The 16,372-nt window shown below is 45.2% G+C and carries 15 protein-coding genes; 10 read left to right on the top strand and 5 right to left on the bottom strand.

What is annotated here, in order from left to right; genetic code table 11:
- The first annotated feature begins 174 nt into the window (after window positions 1–174).
- From QUB30_RS18385 to QUB30_RS18365, 5 genes are all read left to right on the top strand, one after another.
- Complete coding sequence (locus QUB30_RS18385) at window positions 175–1,227, top strand: fatty acid desaturase (protein WP_333336089.1); 1,053 nt, start codon at window positions 175–177, stop codon at window positions 1,225–1,227.
- A 182-nt stretch (window positions 1,228–1,409) separates the two neighbouring features.
- Complete coding sequence (locus tag QUB30_RS18380; RefSeq protein ID WP_333336086.1) at window positions 1,410–2,915, top strand: AAA family ATPase; 1,506 nt, start codon at window positions 1,410–1,412, stop codon at window positions 2,913–2,915.
- Entirely contained in the window at window positions 2,912–3,841 is a 930-nt protein-coding gene (locus tag QUB30_RS18375) for a ParB N-terminal domain-containing protein (protein WP_333336083.1), read from the top strand. The genes QUB30_RS18380 and QUB30_RS18375 overlap by 4 nt, the downstream gene beginning before the upstream one ends.
- Before the next feature lie 239 nt (window positions 3,842–4,080).
- Window positions 4,081–5,175 (top strand): Rho termination factor (modular protein), encoded by a 1,095-nt coding sequence (locus tag QUB30_RS18370; RefSeq protein ID WP_333336080.1) that lies wholly within the window; start codon window positions 4,081–4,083, stop codon window positions 5,173–5,175.
- A gap of 153 nt (window positions 5,176–5,328) precedes the next feature.
- On the top strand, window positions 5,329–6,066 hold the full coding sequence (locus QUB30_RS18365; protein WP_333336259.1) for a Uma2 family endonuclease: 738 nt from the start codon (window positions 5,329–5,331) through the stop codon (window positions 6,064–6,066).
- A 41-nt stretch (window positions 6,067–6,107) separates the two neighbouring features.
- Here the strand turns inward: QUB30_RS18365 and QUB30_RS18360 are convergent, their stop codons facing one another.
- From QUB30_RS18360 to QUB30_RS18350, 3 genes are all read right to left on the bottom strand, one after another.
- Entirely contained in the window at window positions 6,108–6,443 is a 336-nt protein-coding gene (locus QUB30_RS18360) for a XisI protein (RefSeq protein ID WP_333336077.1), read from the bottom strand.
- Window positions 6,431–6,847, bottom strand: a complete 417-nt coding sequence (locus QUB30_RS18355) for a XisH family protein (protein ID WP_333336075.1) — start codon at window positions 6,845–6,847, stop codon at window positions 6,431–6,433. The genes QUB30_RS18360 and QUB30_RS18355 overlap by 13 nt, the downstream gene beginning before the upstream one ends.
- Window positions 6,848–6,932: 85 nt before the next feature.
- Complete coding sequence (locus QUB30_RS18350; protein ID WP_333336072.1) at window positions 6,933–8,462, bottom strand: phenylacetate--CoA ligase family protein; 1,530 nt, start codon at window positions 8,460–8,462, stop codon at window positions 6,933–6,935.
- A gap of 303 nt (window positions 8,463–8,765) precedes the next feature.
- On the opposite strand from QUB30_RS18350, the gene QUB30_RS18345 reads away from it, so the two are divergent.
- The 5 genes from QUB30_RS18345 to QUB30_RS18325 all read left to right on the top strand — a co-directional run bounded on the left by QUB30_RS18345 (window position 8,766) and on the right by QUB30_RS18325 (window position 13,930).
- Window positions 8,766–10,670: a serine/threonine-protein kinase gene (locus QUB30_RS18345; RefSeq protein ID WP_333336068.1), complete on the top strand. Its 1,905-nt coding sequence runs from the start codon at window positions 8,766–8,768 to the stop codon at window positions 10,668–10,670.
- 80 nt (window positions 10,671–10,750) lie between these two features.
- On the top strand, window positions 10,751–11,020 hold the full coding sequence (locus QUB30_RS18340) for a hypothetical protein (protein WP_333336065.1): 270 nt from the start codon (window positions 10,751–10,753) through the stop codon (window positions 11,018–11,020).
- 285 nt (window positions 11,021–11,305) lie between these two features.
- A complete protein-coding gene (locus tag QUB30_RS18335; RefSeq protein ID WP_333336062.1) occupies window positions 11,306–11,473 on the top strand; it encodes a hypothetical protein in 168 nt (55 codons plus the stop codon).
- Between the two features lie 132 nt (window positions 11,474–11,605).
- Window positions 11,606–12,952 (top strand): EAL domain-containing response regulator, encoded by a 1,347-nt coding sequence (locus tag QUB30_RS18330; protein WP_333336059.1) that lies wholly within the window; start codon window positions 11,606–11,608, stop codon window positions 12,950–12,952.
- A 312-nt stretch (window positions 12,953–13,264) separates the two neighbouring features.
- Window positions 13,265–13,930, top strand: a complete 666-nt coding sequence (locus QUB30_RS18325; RefSeq protein WP_333336056.1) for a response regulator — start codon at window positions 13,265–13,267, stop codon at window positions 13,928–13,930.
- Window positions 13,931–14,149: 219 nt separating this feature from the next.
- Here the strand turns inward: QUB30_RS18325 and QUB30_RS18320 are convergent, their stop codons facing one another.
- Complete coding sequence (locus tag QUB30_RS18320) at window positions 14,150–14,866, bottom strand: pentapeptide repeat-containing protein (protein ID WP_333336053.1); 717 nt, start codon at window positions 14,864–14,866, stop codon at window positions 14,150–14,152.
- Between the two features lie 186 nt (window positions 14,867–15,052).
- On the bottom strand, window positions 15,053–16,252 hold the full coding sequence (locus tag QUB30_RS18315) for a phosphoglycerate kinase (RefSeq protein ID WP_333336050.1): 1,200 nt from the start codon (window positions 16,250–16,252) through the stop codon (window positions 15,053–15,055).
- Between the last annotated feature and the right edge of the window lie 120 nt (window positions 16,253–16,372).

Here is a 16,372-nt window from a genome sequence, read left to right as displayed (position 1 = left end):
AGTGCTAGAAATTCCTAACTGCGGATAGCGATCGCTAGCTTTTGCTAAAACGCGCTTGCCTACAGCTCAACTCGTCTGCTGCTTGCTGGCAACGAGCTGACATTTTATGGCGCTTTTTTATGGCGCTAATTTGTTAAGCCATCCTCATGGCATACGGAGAATCGAAATCAGTTTATGACAGCATCGATCGAAAAACCACTAAATTTGACATCCGCAAGTGACACTTCCAACCTGCGCCTGAAAGATATTCTCAAAACCCTGCCGCGGGAAGTATTCGTCAAAAACCCCCGCAAAGCTTGGACAAAAGTAATCGTCAACGTTCTTTTAGTTGCGGTCGGTTACTGGGGCATAGCAGTCTCTCCTTGGTTTCTACTACCCCTAATGTGGATTTTCACAGGCACCGGATTAACCGGTTTTTTTGTGATCGGCCACGACTGCGGTCATCGGTCATTTGCTAACCGCCGCTGGGTAAACGATTTAGTCGGACATATTGCATTTCTGCCGTTAATTTTCCCGTTTCACGCATGGCGGCACGGTCATAATTATCACCACAAACACACCAACAAACTTGGTGAGGATAATGCTTGGCACCCGATGACAGCAGCAGACTACGCTGGCGCGCCCAAGGCATTACAAATAGCTTATAGTTTAATATTTGGTCCAATGTGGTGGATCGGCTCGATCGCCCACTGGGCAAAAGTACACTTTATGTGGTGGCGGTTCAAAGGACAACAGAAACAAGAACAAGTGCGGTTTTCTGTGTTAGTGGTGTTAATCGGTGCTGCGATCGGATTTCCGATTTTAATTGCAACCACAGGCATTTGGGGATTTGTCAAATTTTGGTTGATGCCCTGGCTGGTTTACCATTTCTGGATGAGCACTTTTACGATCGTTCACCACACAGCACCAGATATTTCCTTTAAAGAACCGGAAGAATGGGACGAAGCCCAAGCGCAACTGTCGGGAACAGTTCACTGCGATTATCCCCGCTGGGTAGAGTTTCTGTGCCACGACATTAACGTCCACGTTCCCCACCACCTTTCAACTGCTATTCCCTGGTACAATTTGCGCCTCGCCCACAGCAGCTTAAAGGAAAATTGGCAAGATCATCTCTACGAAACAGAATTTTCGTGGTCTTTAATGAAGCGGATTGCCGACAACTGTCACTTGTACAATCCCGCTGGTGGCTATCAAACATTGCAGGAATTTAATGCTAAAACCAAGTAAGTTTTAAACGCGATAAATGCCAGAAAAACCCGGTTTGTCAAACACAACCGGGTTTTTCGATATTACATTCCGTAGCCTTTGTCAGGGACGGAATGCGCGCCACACCGTCAATATCACAATCCCTACCATTATTAAATCAGTCATTCCCAATCTAAAGTCTAAAATCTAAAATCTAAAATCGAATGACTTTCAATCCCAATAACTGTCGCAACGAAAGCGAAGTAGAAAGCAAACTCATTGTCAGCTATCTGCTACCAAAACTAGGGTATACGCCCGACACTTGGCACCAAGAAATCGCATTTGGGAATATTCGTCTAGACTTCCTCTCATTTGCCACTCAAGTTATCCCCATAGTTGTCGATGCAGACTCGCCGATGAGTGTAGTTATGGAGGCTAAACATCCGAAGGAAAATTTAGACCGCCACCTGCGAAAACTCCATCGCTATTTAACAAGTTTGAGCATCCGCTATGGAGTCCTAACTAACGGTAAAGAAATTAGAATTTATGAACGAGTAGCCGATGATATTCCGCTAGTCTTTAAGTGTGCGGGAAAAGACATTGAAAATAGAATTGATGAAATTATCGCTTTAATTGGCAGAGAGCGTTTAAAATTTATAAAAAATCCCGAGAAACTCAAACTGGAAGATAGTAAAATTAATTTGGTTAGTCCTGAGTTAATTAGCGAAGTCGCAGTACAGCCCAACAATCCCGCCACCGCAGAACCTGAGCCAAGTCAAATTTCAGAACCGGAACAAATACCTGAAAATTATCCAGTTAAGCCTCAAGTTAAATCCGATGTAACCGTTCCCTCAAAAACTCAAAATAGTATGAAAATTATTGCTGTTTACCACAATAAAGGCGGCGTTGGCAAAACTACAACAGTAGTCAATTTAGCTGCTGCGCTGAGCAAGAAAGGTAAGAGAGTCTTGGTGATAGACTTAGACAGTCAAGCGAATACAACATTTGCGACAGGTTTAGGAAAATTTGAGGATGAAGAACAAGATGATTTGAAAGATAATAATATTCTTCAAGTTTTGCAATCAGAAGACTTTTTCTCTATCGAAGAAGTAGCTCGCAAGTCTAATTTTTGCAATCCCGAAATAGATGTGATTCCTTCCCACATTGATTTAATGCAATATGAAATGGAACTCAATCAACTAGATTACAGCCGAATGATTTTAATTCAGAAACTAGCAGAAGTACAGGATAAATATGATATTGTACTGATCGATACGCCACCATCGTTGAATTTTTATGCTAGAGTTGCCCTAATTGCTGCGGATTATTTAATTATTCCTTCTGACTTAAAACCTTTTGCGAATCAAGGACTGATTAATGTCAAGGATTTTATTAAAAAAGTTAATGGATTCAAAAAACAAATTGGCAAGAAACATCTAGAAGTTTTAGGTGTACTTGCTTGCAAAATCTCCACAAATTCTAAATTTGTACAGTACAGTTTGCCCAAGCGGAGAGAGGCAATTCCCAAACGCTACGGCTTTGAAATCATCGACAGCGTAATTTACGAGAGAGACGATTTAGCAAAGTGTGCAGAACAATTTCAAATCGTGGGAAATATGGAAATCGCCGATCCCATTTCAGTGCTAGACTTTAAGCCTGATTGCATCGCATCCCAAGAATTTGAAATGCTAGCACTCGAAGTTTTGGAAAAAATAGGTAAAAACTCATGAAAAAATTATCTCCGTCACTGGTTGCAGTTAAAAAAATAACATCCGCAGTTCCCCGTTCCAATTTTGCAGAGCCGGATTTGGAGAAATTAGCGCGACTGATTTTAGAGTCAGGAGGATTGATTAATCCGATAATTGTCCGCCGCAACGGTATGGATGCTTACGAAATAGTAGACGGAGACTTTGAATATTATGCGGCCGCGAGAGCAAAGGAAATAGATGCTCCCAAAGGCGAGACAATCGGAGCATTCATCCTGGAAGAAGAAAATGAAGAGCTTCTCCTCAAACAACTTGAAATTCTCAGAAAAACCGCAATCACTGAGAATTTAGTTGAGAACCCAGAAACCGGGTTTTTGTACGAAAATCCTTCGTCGCAGCCCGCAGATTCAATAACTAACGCGGTTTGTTTGGTCGAAGTCCCTAATTTAGGTGAAAATGAAACTCCCGAAGAGTCATCTAGTTTAGAACAGCGACTAACAAATATTGAAGCCCAGTTTGCCAGTCAAATTAATGAATTAAAAGCCGAGTATGCCCGCGAACAAAAAGTTTTAGCCCAGAGTATCCAAGAACTTGAAAACCGACTCTTACAACAAGTACCTCTGTTAGTTGAAGCTGGGTTAGCCAACAGAATTAATGAGTTGAAATCAGAGTTGCCACCCGAAAAACAAGTGGTGGTAGAGAGGATACCAGAAGTTGACAACGTAACTTCCGAATCAATGTCGCTGTTGGAAGCACTCAATACTTTAGAGAAAAATCAACTGTCGGCTAATTTGAAAGATGCTGGCTTGAAGCTTCCAATAATCCAAATAATACTCAAAGAGCGAGATGTGCGGCCGTTTGTCTCATTTGCAAATGTGGTGGAACGTGTTAAAGGGTTAACCGACAAAACAATGATTAAAATAATTGACAAGTGGCAAAAATACTCATAACTCGCAACTCCTGGGGTCACTCGCAACTTTGACTCAGTGAGTCTCTACTCCAAAAAAAGTAAAGATGAGTAAAGCAGTGGATCATTGGTGTCCCGTAGGCAGTTAAACTCTTCACAGTCGCTTTTTTTAGGAATTGCAGTAACTTTTGCCGCCAGGGATGTCACCCCACGGGAAGCCGCGTAGATATACATAAATACCCAAATACCAAATTTTCATGACAAAAGGGGACTTGTAACAAGATGGATCGATCGTCCGATCAAAACCGAATAGTTGAATATTTGCGGATTAAGCCCATTAGTCACACTCAGATTTACACTTCCCAAATTGCAATACCAGAGCCTCAGCGGGGCGAAATTCCTCGCGAACGCCGCGAAGCTCTCAGGAGAAGTCTGATCGAGCAAGGCAGCAACTTGATTCCTTTAATTGTACGTCGCACAGAAGCTTACAGCAACGAAGAAGAATATGAAGTTGTCTGCGGCTCAGATTGGTGTATTGTTGCTAAAGAACTCGGCATCGAGCAAATGTGGGCGTGGGTATTTGAAATGACCGACGAGGAGGTAGCTGTTGCTCAAGCAGAAATGGAACATTTAGCTCCGCAACCGACTCATAAAACAGCACAAATTGAGACTATACTGCAACAATTTGAGCTATCATTTCAAAAAAAGGTAGATAGTCTAACAAAACAAATAGAACAATCTGTTAAAAAAAATGAAGACCTGCTAAAAAAGCACGTAAAAGCTCTAACTGAGCAAAACTTTGAGCGTAACCAAATAGAACAGATTAAGCATTTGCTCGAACAAGTGGAAAAAGCATTTCATGAAAAGGTAGATAAAATGGCTAAAAAAATTGAACAATCGAGCAGCAACCGTCCGCCGACATCGGCTGTTATTTCTGAGGTAAATATTGAATCCGCTTTGAGACAGTTGGATGAACTGGAAAAACTGCTGTCAATAAAATTAGAACGCACAGTCCAAACAATTAATCAGTTTGTTTCCGACGCCATTGAAGACGTAGAAAATGACCTGAAAAATCAAATTGAAACGCTCCGCAGCCAACTGGGAGGCGCAACGACTCACTCAGAAAGACAGCCCGATGCACAGCCGAAGAAGCAGTCAAAAACGCAGCCGAAGAAGCCGTCGAAAGCTCAGCAGAAACCTCAGTTACCGCAGTTGCAGTTAGAGTTGCCGTTTCCGTCCCCGTCCCCAGAAGAAGACTACGAAAGTCTGTCGCTGAGACGGTTGAAGGCGATCGGCAAAGACCGTAAAGTGCGGGGCTACGCGCGCATGAAGCGACCGGAAATTCTGCTGGCTCTCAGACAAACTGACGGTCAATAAAACGCTAATTGCTAATAGTTAAAAACTAATTATTCGGTGTTCGATCGCGTTTTTGGGCAAAAAGCGCGATCGGGCTTTCAGAATAGTCCTCTGCTGAGATATGAAAAGCTTGCTAAAATAGACACACAACCTCTTACTCCTCACCCAGCAGCCATGTCCGCAACCGCAGAATTAGCTACTACCCAAGAAATACCAGAACAAGAGATACCAGAAAATGTTATCTTTCCTTCAGGCGATTTATACAGTGACGAACCTCCCGTGGAAACAGAACTGCATCTCCGACAAATAATCCTACTCCTCAACTGTCTAGAATGGCTGTGGCGAGATAGAAACAATTTTTATGCTGCTGGAAACCTCACCATTTATTACAGTCCCAAGCAACTCAAATCGAAAGACTTCCGAGGGCCAGACTTTTTTGTGGTACTCGGAACAGAACGAAAAACTCGGAAAAGTTGGGTAGTTTGGGATGAAGAGGGAAAGTACCCCAATATTATCGTTGAAATCCTGTCTCCCAAAACAGCGGATATAGACAAAAACTTTAAAAAACAACTCTATCAAGATACTTTTCGTACTCATGATTACTTTTGGTTTGACCCAGAAACTTTAGAATTAGCTGGGTTTCATTTAGTTGACGGGGAATATGAACCAATCGCACCGAATGAATCCGGGCATCTGCGGAGTCAACAACTCGATTTGAGTCTCGGAATTTGTGGCGGAAAATTGCGTTTCTTTACAGCAGAAGGAGAGCTTGTCCCTACTCCTGAAGAGGTTGCAGAAAGGGAGACTGAACGAGCCGACGAAGAGGCTCAACGAGCCGGACAAGAAGCTCAACGAGCCGATCGCCTGGCCGCGAAACTGCGAGAATTAAATATTGATCCCGATACAATTTAGCGCTCGTCCTTTCATTCAATTTTCCTGTATTGTAAACTGGTTTAGGCGATCGCATATCCCGTATGTTGCCGAACATGATACGGATGAAACCCTAAAACTATCTTGTCTTTAGGCACTCCTAATTCTACAAGTTCTGCGGTAATTCCCGTTTCTATACCATCTTGTTGAATCCAAATTTTCCCGTCCCTAATTTCCACATGAACGATACACCCGTGAATTCTTTGAGGCCCTTGCCAACCTTCGTGGATCAGTAAAAAATTGTTTTGTTCGCGGTCAACAATAACGCTGTTTTTCACTTGCCCGTATGGGTAAGGAATCTGGGCATAACTATCTAAGATGTTCTGAATAAATTGGCGATATTCATCTAGTCTATCCATCTGACAATTATCTCCTTTGATGAATCAAAAACAATTAATTTTAGTCTTTTTTTTCGCAACAAAAGTTGCCCCAGTGGCTCAGAGAAAATATCTAGATAAACTTCTTCCCGAACAGCCAGATATATATTCCGTTCTGGTTCCGAAAGCTCTAGGATATCTTCGTAGACAATATACTGTCCCAAAGCTTCTTCTAAGTCATGAACGGGTGAAATACTCAAAAAACTTTTTACTTCTACAGCAATTTTGCGACCTTGCTTTTCGGCAGCCAGTATTTTTTCTGCGCCCAAATCGACGTAGAGGGAACGATCGCCAATTTCTAGGGTTAGCGGATCGTTTGTTATCGTCCAGCCGTCTTTTTCTAGAGCTGTTCTGACAGTATTGTGGTAGATGTCTTTTGCTGGCATATTCTAAGCTGAACCATCAAATGTCACCCTAATTATAGAATAACACAAGACTTTTGAACACGGATAACTCATCAATTCAAACTACTTACTGTCGCGTGTATCGGTGCTTCACCCCAATCGGAAAATACTCCGCATCACCCGTCGCAGTTAATGTCACCACAGGTAACTGATATTCGGGTGGCACGTAATTAGCAAATTCGCTGTTTAGCCGCCGCAATTGCGCGAGAATTGAAGATGCGATCGCCTGCTTCATCTCCTCATCGCCCTCCACCCCCGCTGCTAATTCCACAACCACCGATAAAAACCGATTTTGATCAGCATTTTCCCTGACTTGCAGCACAAATTTCCCCGTCACCCATTCCCGAATGGTGGGAACTTCTAAACCTACGGTGACATTTTCCGGGTAAATGTTGGCACCGAAGTAGGAAACGGTAAAGTGCGATCGCCCAAATACATACACAAATGGCAAGCAGCGAATTCCTCTGGGGAAATCAGAAACTTTCATACCTGCTGCTTGCTGCAAACGTGCCACAGGGTTAAACCCCCATTCAGCCAAAAAATTGAGCATTGCTTCGTAACAAATTAAACCGCCGTTATCGGAGATGTGATAGCGTATTAGCGGGATGCCGTTGTCGCCCGAAAATAACAGCGTGCCGTCATTATTCACTTCAAAAAAGCGACTTTTCGGATCGTACTGCACCAGCGTTGGCAACCGCGATTCCCCGAATAAATTGCGTGCTGCTTCGGGATTGTTTGCTAAAAAGCGACGGATGCAAATGCTCAGCGGTGTCTCGTTGCCCAAAACGCCCGCGTCTGCAGTACCGTAAAGGCTCGCAGAGTTGTAATATAGATTGTCAGAATTAGTGCGATCGCTCACCAAACCCCGCCATTCTTCGCTAAACACTTCCCCCGCAAACACCATCTTAATTCGATATTTTTGCCACTCCACACCCCCAGCAATTCCGCTATCAATCACATCCTTGATAAATGGCGGATATCCCAACAAAACTACTTGCTCGAAATGCTCCCCAAGTTCCTGCACAACTCGGAATATTTCAGTCTTATTATTCCCAGGCGTCACAACTGTAACGGGATAACCCTTACTCGCTAGATAGCGGCAGCAATTTGCCGTGTACATTCCGCCTACCCAAGTTCCCAACGCAAAGCAAATGACAGCTAAAGTTGAGCGAGTGTCGGCGTAAAAACTGTCGTGAAATATTTGTTCAAAACGAGCGGCAATTTGCAACTCGTCGCTGATAAAACGCGGCCAAAATGTCGGGTTTCCTGTCGAACCAGATGAAACAGCAATGAAATCGCAAGTTTCTAATTTCCCCTGGTAGCACAACTGAGGTAGCGGGTAACAGCGTAAATAATTTTCTTTGGTAATTAGCGGCAATTTTTGAAAGTCTTCAAAGGTTTGAATTGAGGCGGGATTGATGTTGAGTGCAGCTAGGAAAGTCTGGTAAGCTGGTACTGTGGCAGCGACTTTTTGGAAAAGCGCGATCGCCCCGGATTCGGCAACTCGATTCTGCTGGTGTTGCAATCGTTCCTCAAGCGGCGCCCTCAAAAACTCTTCAAACCCCCCAATTGCTCGCTGACGCTGTTCTGGCTGCATGATTGGCTCCTTAAAATGGGTATTTTGCACCTCGATCGCTCAAGATTCAATTAGTAGCGCTAACGCCCGGATGGCACATTGGGCTGGACACTAAAAATTTGAACACATTTTGAGGTCGCTCGAAAATATGTCGCAGTGGATAAACTTCCATAGCACGAAACCGCTGTTTTCACAATAACCACAGGGGATAGCCAAGCTGCAGATCGACTAATCAACACTGACACACTATGTCAAGATTAATTCAGCGATCGCCCAAAACTCCTAGTCTCAGTCAAGCGTGAAAATCCGACGCAGCAAGTTCCAATGAACAATCCCATCTACCCCGGCATAACTCTCAACAACCACTACCGCATCGTCCGCGAATTGGGACACGGAGGCTTCGGGCGCACCTACCTCGCTGAAGATGCCCACCGATTTAACGAACCCTGCGTTTTAAAAGAATTTGCGCCCCAAGTACATGGAAGTTACGCTTTACAAAAATCCGAGGAACTGTTCGAGCGGGAAGCGGGAGTGCTCTACAAGCTGCAACACAATCAAATCCCGCGCTTCCGCGAACTCTTCCGCGTCAGTATCAGCGATCGAGGCTACCTATTTCTAGTCCAAGACTACGTGCCCGGCCAAACCTACCGCTTTCTGCTCGACGCCCGCAAGCGTCAGGGTTTGCGGTTTATAGAAGCAGAAATCAATCAATTGCTGCTGCAGATTTTGCCCGTGCTCGAATACATTCACTCTTTGGGAGTGATTCACCGCGACATCTCCCCGGACAACCTGATTCTGCGGAGTTCTGACGGAATGCCCGTGCTCATCGACTTTGGCGGAGTAAAACAAGTCGCCGCCACCGTAGAGTCTCTTTTCGCTGAGGCTAACGGCGCTCCCGCCCCCGCGACTCGCATCGGCAAGCTCGGCTATGCTCCCGTCGAACAGATGCAGATGGGCATCGTCTCTCCCCACAGCGATTTGTACGCTCTGGCGGCCACGGTTTTGGTGTTGCTGACTGGGAAGGAACCGCATCAGTTGCTCGACAGCCAGACGCTGAATTGGAACTGGCGGGCGGAATGTTCTCTGTCTCCGAATTTGTCCCTGGTGCTGGATAAAATGCTCGCTCAACAGCCGAGCCAGCGTTACTCCTCGGCTCGCGAGGTAATGCTTGCTCTTTCCGGCAATCCGCCTTTACAGCCACCTTTGCCGCCAGCCCCGGATTTTGGACCCACGCAGCCACCGGATTTCTCGCCTATACCCCTGCCCGCCCCCGCGCCAAAACTGCCGGGAACTCCGGTGCGAATTGCTGCTATTGGCAATCAGCAAAAAATGCCTGCTTGGAAAATGGTTTTGTTGGTGGTGGCGGTGCTCTCAACTATGGGGGGAGTTGGCTGGTTTGCGGGCAATTCTTTGTTAAATCTGCAATCAAAAGTACAGAAAGTTCCCCAGCCTCCCAACCCGAAGCAGCAGCAAGAAGATGCTTTGCAAGATCGCTTTGTCAAGCTCAAAATTGACGATCGATTCTATAGCGGTTACGTCAACCTCGTGGACGAGACTTTCTATGCCAAATACCCGGAATTGGGGGGACGATTGTTAAAAGAAGGCGATGAAGATCGCCAGTGGCGCGAAAGGTGGCAGAAAATCGGCGACGAGTTGCTCGATAAGCTGGAAAATCTCAGCAGCGACGCTAGAGCGCGGTTGGGCAGTTACGACACCGCCGATATCGATCGCTGGAAAACTGAGGTTAACAAGCTGAATTTGAGCAGTCGGGCTTTGTACGATTTGGCTGATGCTAAGTTCTTTTATTGGTTTCCAGAACAGCCGCGCGATCGCAATATCATTGGTTTGCCGATCGGACAAATTTGGCAAGCAATTACCGCCGACGCCCTCGCATCTTTGCAAGCTGGAGCAACTGTCGAAAGCGTTGAATTTGACCGCCTGTCGAACAGCAAAAGCCTCACAGGCAATCTCAAACCCGGAGAAGGGAAAGCTTACATTGCCAGGTTCGCTCAAAATCAAACTTTGCGGGTGAATTTGCAAGCTCCGCCCAAATCTACTCTGCTGTCAATTTATTCTCCCGGGCGGACAAACAAAGCCCGGGCTTTGCTGCAAGATGCAGAGGGGCTTAGTTGGTCGGGATTGCTCGATGATTCTGGTTATTATGAATTCGTGGTAGTTTCTCAGGCCTCGGAGCCGATCGCTTACCAGTTGAATCTGACGGCGGAATAACTGCTATTGACGCTCCCGATCGACCTAGGCAATAATAAGGTAATACCAATCAGATAAGTTGTCCGGTTCAAACAAAGAATATGCTGAAATTCGCGATCGTAGCTTTAGTGACTTTTGGATTAGTATTGTTGACTGCACTAGGTTTACATCCGGCCAATGCGACAGTCAGCACTCCCGAATTTTATGCTTGGAACTTTGCCTCTGTAGGCAGCAGCGAGCTTGTTTGCAAAAAGACGGTCGTAGTTCCGCAAGACCAGATCGTTCCGTCATCATCAATGCAAGCTGTCAGTATTAGTTCGGCAATTGTAGATGAAAAGTTTTGCGCCAATTCTACTAAGCCTGTGCATTAAGACCGTGCATAATATGATGTCGGGTTATACAACCATAATTAAGGTCTCCGGCAGTCGATTTGAGATTTGAGATTTGAGATTTAGTTCACCGATGATTCTGGAAGCTTGAACCTCAGTCTAAAATTTTTATCTCTCCCCAAAAGTAGTCTGAAAGCAAGTATCTGTTTGTGGGCGGAATCAGGACGCAGCATCCTGATTCATCCATCGATAGAAAACTAAAGCCCTCCGTACAAACACGGGCTAATTACGAGCAATTAACCGGACATCATATAAGTGATTGTCTGAGTGATTGCCACCATCCGCGCAGTGAAAGTGTTGGCGGCAATTTTTTTTATGAGAAAACCCGGGTATTTTGTAATGAAAATTTATCAAACGAGCCTGGCGCAGCAGTTTTCTGCTCTTGAAAAATATAAAATTCTTCCCTATTTTGGCAGTTATTTTATTGTGACTTAAGAAGCGAGGGAAAATATTCAGCCATTTGGCTAATGGTTTATTGGCTAATTGGCCGACTCAGTAATTCCTTAGTTTGAATATGCTAGAGTTAGTCAGGTTCTGATATATAGTGCCATCTATTATCTAAGTATCATGCTCAAAATTTTGGTAATTGAGGACGACGAATTAATCCGGGAAACTCTTGTGCAACTCCTGGAATCTCAAAGCTACCGGGTGATTGTCGCAGAAAACGGTCGCTTTGGGGTGCAGATGGCACTTGCGGAAATACCGGATTTAATTTTGTGCGACGTGCAGATGCCGGAACTCGACGGTTATGACGTGTTGCGGACGCTGCGGCAAAACTCCCTAGCTGGAACAATTCCATTTATTTTTCTCACGGCTCAAAGTGACAAAACCGATTTTCGTCGGGGGATGGAATTGGGGGCCGACGATTACCTGACAAAGCCGTTTACCAAGGCTGAATTGTTGGGGGCCATTGCTTCTCGCGTCTTGAAACACCAAACTATTACTGAACCGCTGACAACCGCGCTTCACCAAGCAGAAGCCAGACTCAAAGATTTAGTTAACGAATCGACCAAGGTTTCCACCCTTTCTCCTGAAAAGTTGGCTCTGGAAGCTCTGCTGCGCCGCGCTTTGGCACAAGGTGAGTTTCAGGTATACTATCAGCCACAAGTGGATATTGCTACCGGACAAGTTGTCGGCGCTGAAGCTTTGGTGCGCTGGCAAAATCCCGATCGAGGTATAATTTCTCCCTGCGAATTTATTCCCTTAGCAGAAGAAACAGGTTTAATTATTCAGATTGGTGAATGGGTACTGCTTTCAGCTTGCGCTCAAGCCGCTAGCTGGCTGGCGGGAGGGTTTTCGCCCTTTAGAATATCAGTAAATTTGTCGGCCCGGCAGTTGTCCGACCCGGCACTCAAGGCGCGAATCGTGCAAATATTGGAAACTACAGGCTTGGAGCCTGCTAATTTAGAATTAGAAATGACTGAAAGCGCTTTGGTAGAAAATGCGACAGTTGCAGGCGCTACTTTAAATGAACTAAAAGCTCTAGGAATCAGGATTGCTATTGACGACTTCGGTACCGGTTACGCTACTTTAGGATATCTCAAGCAATTTGCTTTTGACAGTTTAAAGATCGATCGAATTTTCGTCCGTAATGCCAACGAAGATACTCAAAATGCTGCTATTACTACAGCAGTAATTTTACTGGGTCACAGTTTGAAGATGACAGTAATTGCTGAGGGAGTGGAAACCGAAGCAGAATTAGCTTTTTTGAAACAGCATCAGTGCGATATCATGCAGGGGTATCTGTTCAGCCGCCCCGAACCAGCACCGATACTTGAAAGTATGTTGGTTGCCGACCCGGGTTTGTTCGCGCAGCCGCCAGCAGCAGCACCTGCTCGCGTTGTCCCTTTTGTACCTGTGTCCGAACCAGAAAAATCTAAAAACCTTTCAATGTCTGGTCTAGGAATAGTGTAACTGTAACCAATATTTCTGTTTAATAAAATAAAATTATTTCTTTTACCTTCTCTTTTCAGCAGAAAAGTTGACGACTCCTCCTAAAAAGTTGTAGCTTTTTAGGAAAGGCGAATCAAAGAAGCAAATTTTCCCCCATATTCCTCTACTTCTTCCCCTTTTATGCTATCTGCGCCTGTAATTGGACTATTTGAGGAATTGTGGCGTCTTGAAATTGGGAGCCTTTATCAAGTTGCAGCAGGTAAACTCATTTAAGTTCCTACTTTGGGACCGGCAGTTTCAAGAACTGTCAACTGGAATTGGTGCAAGCCTGTCATGGAAAGAATATTAGTGGTTGACGACGAAGCAGACTGTCAAACAGTCTTAGCAATGTACCTGGAAAGCCAAGGATATCGAGTTGAATGCGCTAATTCAGGGGTTGAGGCGCTCTCGATTTTTGAAAATGCCCCCCCAGATTTGGTAATTTCAGATGTGATGATGCCAGAAATGGACGGGTTTGAGTTTTGTCGCCGTTTGCGAACTACCCGTTTGGGACAGTTAGTTCCCTTTATATTTTTGTCTGGTCAAGGCGAGATTGAGTCAAAAGTTGAAGGTCATTCGATCGGCGGTGACGATTATCTGGTGAAACCTTTTCAGTCTGAAGAAATTTTAGCTAAGGTAAAGGCGCAGTTAGAGCGCTCTCACCGCATTCACGCCGAAATTGTCCGACTGCTGCAAACTTCTAGCGGTAGGGCGGTGGAACCAAAATTTGTGGCAGTATTGCCAGCACCTGCACCTTTGCCTTTAACACCAGCCGAGGAAAGAGTTTTTTGGGAGGTGATCCAGGGTTATACTAACAAACAAATTAGCGATCGGCTGTTTATTAGCCCCCGGACTGTGCAAGCTCATTTAGGCAGCATTTTCAGTAAATTACAGTTAGAAAATCGTGCCCAGCTTGTGAGATTTGCCCTAGAAAGAGGATACAAACCACCTCAAACTTAGCTCGTATCTCAACTTAGGGTGCGCCAGCCAGCCAGCGAGTCAGCCCATTTTAGATTTTAGATTTTAGATTTACTCCACAGATTCATTTGGGAGCTAAAACTTTATTCTAAAATTTTTATCTTTCCACGACTTAAGTCGCGGGCTTGTATCCGTTTTTGGTCGGAATCAAAAACTCCCGTAGCTGCCAAAAAATGGAGGCTGACGCACTCAGCAAGCAGATTATTCCACATTCAAAACACAATAAGGAAAATTAGTGCTCACGCAAACCCCTGGCCCCAAATTCGTACCTCGCAAGTTGGCACGTTCCAAATCAGCCTGTCGCACGTTATTCGCCGCATCAATATTTGTCCCGGTCAATTGAACCCGAGGAAGCCTAGTATTTGACAAAATAGCATTCTGCAAATTAGTATCGCGCACATCCGCGAAAGACATATCCGCTCCGCTTAAATTCGCACGATTCAAATTAACTCTAAACAGCAGCGAACGTCTCAAATCGGCATTCGACAAATTAGCTTGCAGCAGATAAGCTTCGCCCAGATTCGCATTAAAAAGTTTAGCACCGCGCAAATCAGCACTCGTCAGATTCGCTCGCCCCAAAAAAGCATTAGACAAATCCGCATTTCGCAGATTAGCACCATTCAATTCAGCACCGTACATCTCGGCATTAACTAAGTTAGCATTTGCCAAATTAGCATCACTTAAATCCGCTTCTAGCAAATTAGCTTCATAGAGATTTGCTCCGCTTAAATCCGCTCCTCTTAAATTAGCTCTGTACAAGCTAGCCTTGAACAAATCAGCATTTCTCAAGTCACAGCCCTCGCACTCTTTAGTTTCCAGCAATTGCCTAACATGATCTGGATTTTGAGCTTTGACAGGAGCTGCCAGCCAAAACAAAGCTAAACTTGCCGTTACAGTTGCCAAGATTTTAAGTTTCACAAACAAACCTCACTGCTACTTCAAATAAATTATACTAGCAAACTGTAGAATTTAAACCCATATCCTGCTCTCTTTTCTGTTGCTCTGCGTTCTCTGCGCCCTCTGCGGTAAATAAAAAAAGATTCGCAGCCAAGGATTTAGACCTGCTGACAGCAAGGCGGGCAAAGCCCGCCCTACTTAACTTAATTAAGCTTCATCTAAAGCAGCAACACCAGGCAATTCCTTACCTTCGAGCAGTTCCAAACTAGCACCGCCACCAGTGGAAATGTGGCTCATTTGTTCGCCTAAATTCAACTGTTCCACAGCCGCCACCGAGTCACCACCACCGATAATTGTGGTAGTACCAGTTTTAGTAAGTCCAGCCAAAGAATGAGCAATCCCTTCAGTTCCAGCAGCAAACTTCTCCATCTCAAACACGCCCATCGGCCCGTTCCAGATTACTGTTTTGCAATCGGCCAAAGCATCTTGGAAAGTTTTCACTGAATCCGGGCCGATATCCAAACCCATCCAACCGTCGGGGATGCTTTCAACAGGGACTGTTTGAGTGTTAGCATCCGCAGCAAATTTGTCAGCAACTACCACATCAGTAGGTAACAGAAAAGTAACTCCCCGTTCCTTCGCCTTAGCTTCCAAAGACTTAGCCAGTTCCAGCTTGTCATCTTCCACCAAAGACTTGCCAACGCTCAAACCGCGAGCTTTGTAGAACGTGAAAACCATCCCACCGCCCAACAGCAATTTATCGCACTTCTCCAGAAGTTTTTCGATGACTCCAATCTTGCTGGAAACCTTAGAACCGCCGATAATAGCAGCTAAAGGACGCTGAGGATTGTCGATCGCACTGCCGAGATATTGCAGTTCCTTCTCCATCAAAAACCCAGCCACAGAAGGACTCAGATACTTAGTAACGCCCTCAGTAGAAGCGTGAGCCCGGTGAGCCGTACCAAAAGCATCATTGACATACAAATCGGCCACAGAAGCTAACTTCTTAGCAAATTCCGGGTCGTTGGCCTCCTCCTCTGGGTAGAAGCGGACATTTTCCAGCAAAACCACATCGCCATCTTGCATCCCGGCGACTGTAGCAGCGACTTCATCACCGATGCAGTCGTCAGTCTTTTTGACTTCTTTACCCAACAATTCCGACAGCCGTTTCGCAACCGGCGTCAAGCGCAACTTCTCCGTCACACCCTTGGGACGGCCGAAGTGGCTGCACAAAATCACCTTAGCGCCCTTGGACGCTAAATCTTGAATTGTCGGCAGAGCCGCCCGGATGCGAGTATCATCGGTGATATTGCCGTTGTCGAGCGGCACGTTAAAGTCCGCCCGCACCAATACCCGTTTGCCCGATAAGTCCGATGCCGATAAATTTGCTACAGTTTTTTTTGTCACAGGATTAACCTCCTAATATGTGTGTTTTTGTCGAATTCCGTTGAAATGGCGGCACTGGTCACTTGCACTTGGGCCTCGGACGCATTCAACCGCGTCCGTACAAAAAACGGAAGATGAAAC

Origin of the sequence: Microcoleus sp. BROC3 (assembly GCF_036702515.1) — a bacterium.
GTDB lineage: Bacteria > Cyanobacteriota > Cyanobacteriia > Cyanobacteriales > Microcoleaceae > Microcoleus.
The sequence above is the reverse complement of the archived record's forward strand: the minus strand, read 5'-3'. Positions and strand labels throughout refer to the sequence as shown.

Excerpts from the sequence above, each read along its gene's own strand:
- QUB30_RS18385 (WP_333336089.1), top strand. The coding sequence starts at position 175 with ATGACAGCATCGATCGAAAAACCACTAAATTTGACATCCGCAAGTGAC.
- QUB30_RS18380 (WP_333336086.1), top strand. The coding sequence starts at position 1,410 with ATGACTTTCAATCCCAATAACTGTCGCAACGAAAGCGAAGTAGAAAGC.
- QUB30_RS18375 (WP_333336083.1), top strand. The coding sequence starts at position 2,912 with ATGAAAAAATTATCTCCGTCACTGGTTGCAGTTAAAAAAATAACATCC.
- QUB30_RS18370 (WP_333336080.1), top strand. The coding sequence starts at position 4,081 with ATGGATCGATCGTCCGATCAAAACCGAATAGTTGAATATTTGCGGATT.
- QUB30_RS18365 (WP_333336259.1), top strand. The coding sequence starts at position 5,329 with ATGTCCGCAACCGCAGAATTAGCTACTACCCAAGAAATACCAGAACAA.
- QUB30_RS18360 (WP_333336077.1), bottom strand. The coding sequence starts at position 6,443 with ATGGATAGACTAGATGAATATCGCCAATTTATTCAGAACATCTTAGAT.
- QUB30_RS18355 (WP_333336075.1), bottom strand. The coding sequence starts at position 6,847 with ATGCCAGCAAAAGACATCTACCACAATACTGTCAGAACAGCTCTAGAA.
- QUB30_RS18350 (WP_333336072.1), bottom strand. The coding sequence starts at position 8,462 with ATGCAGCCAGAACAGCGTCAGCGAGCAATTGGGGGGTTTGAAGAGTTT.
- QUB30_RS18345 (WP_333336068.1), top strand. The coding sequence starts at position 8,766 with ATGAACAATCCCATCTACCCCGGCATAACTCTCAACAACCACTACCGC.
- QUB30_RS18340 (WP_333336065.1), top strand. The coding sequence starts at position 10,751 with ATGCTGAAATTCGCGATCGTAGCTTTAGTGACTTTTGGATTAGTATTG.
- QUB30_RS18330 (WP_333336059.1), top strand. The coding sequence starts at position 11,606 with ATGCTCAAAATTTTGGTAATTGAGGACGACGAATTAATCCGGGAAACT.
- QUB30_RS18325 (WP_333336056.1), top strand. The coding sequence starts at position 13,265 with ATGGAAAGAATATTAGTGGTTGACGACGAAGCAGACTGTCAAACAGTC.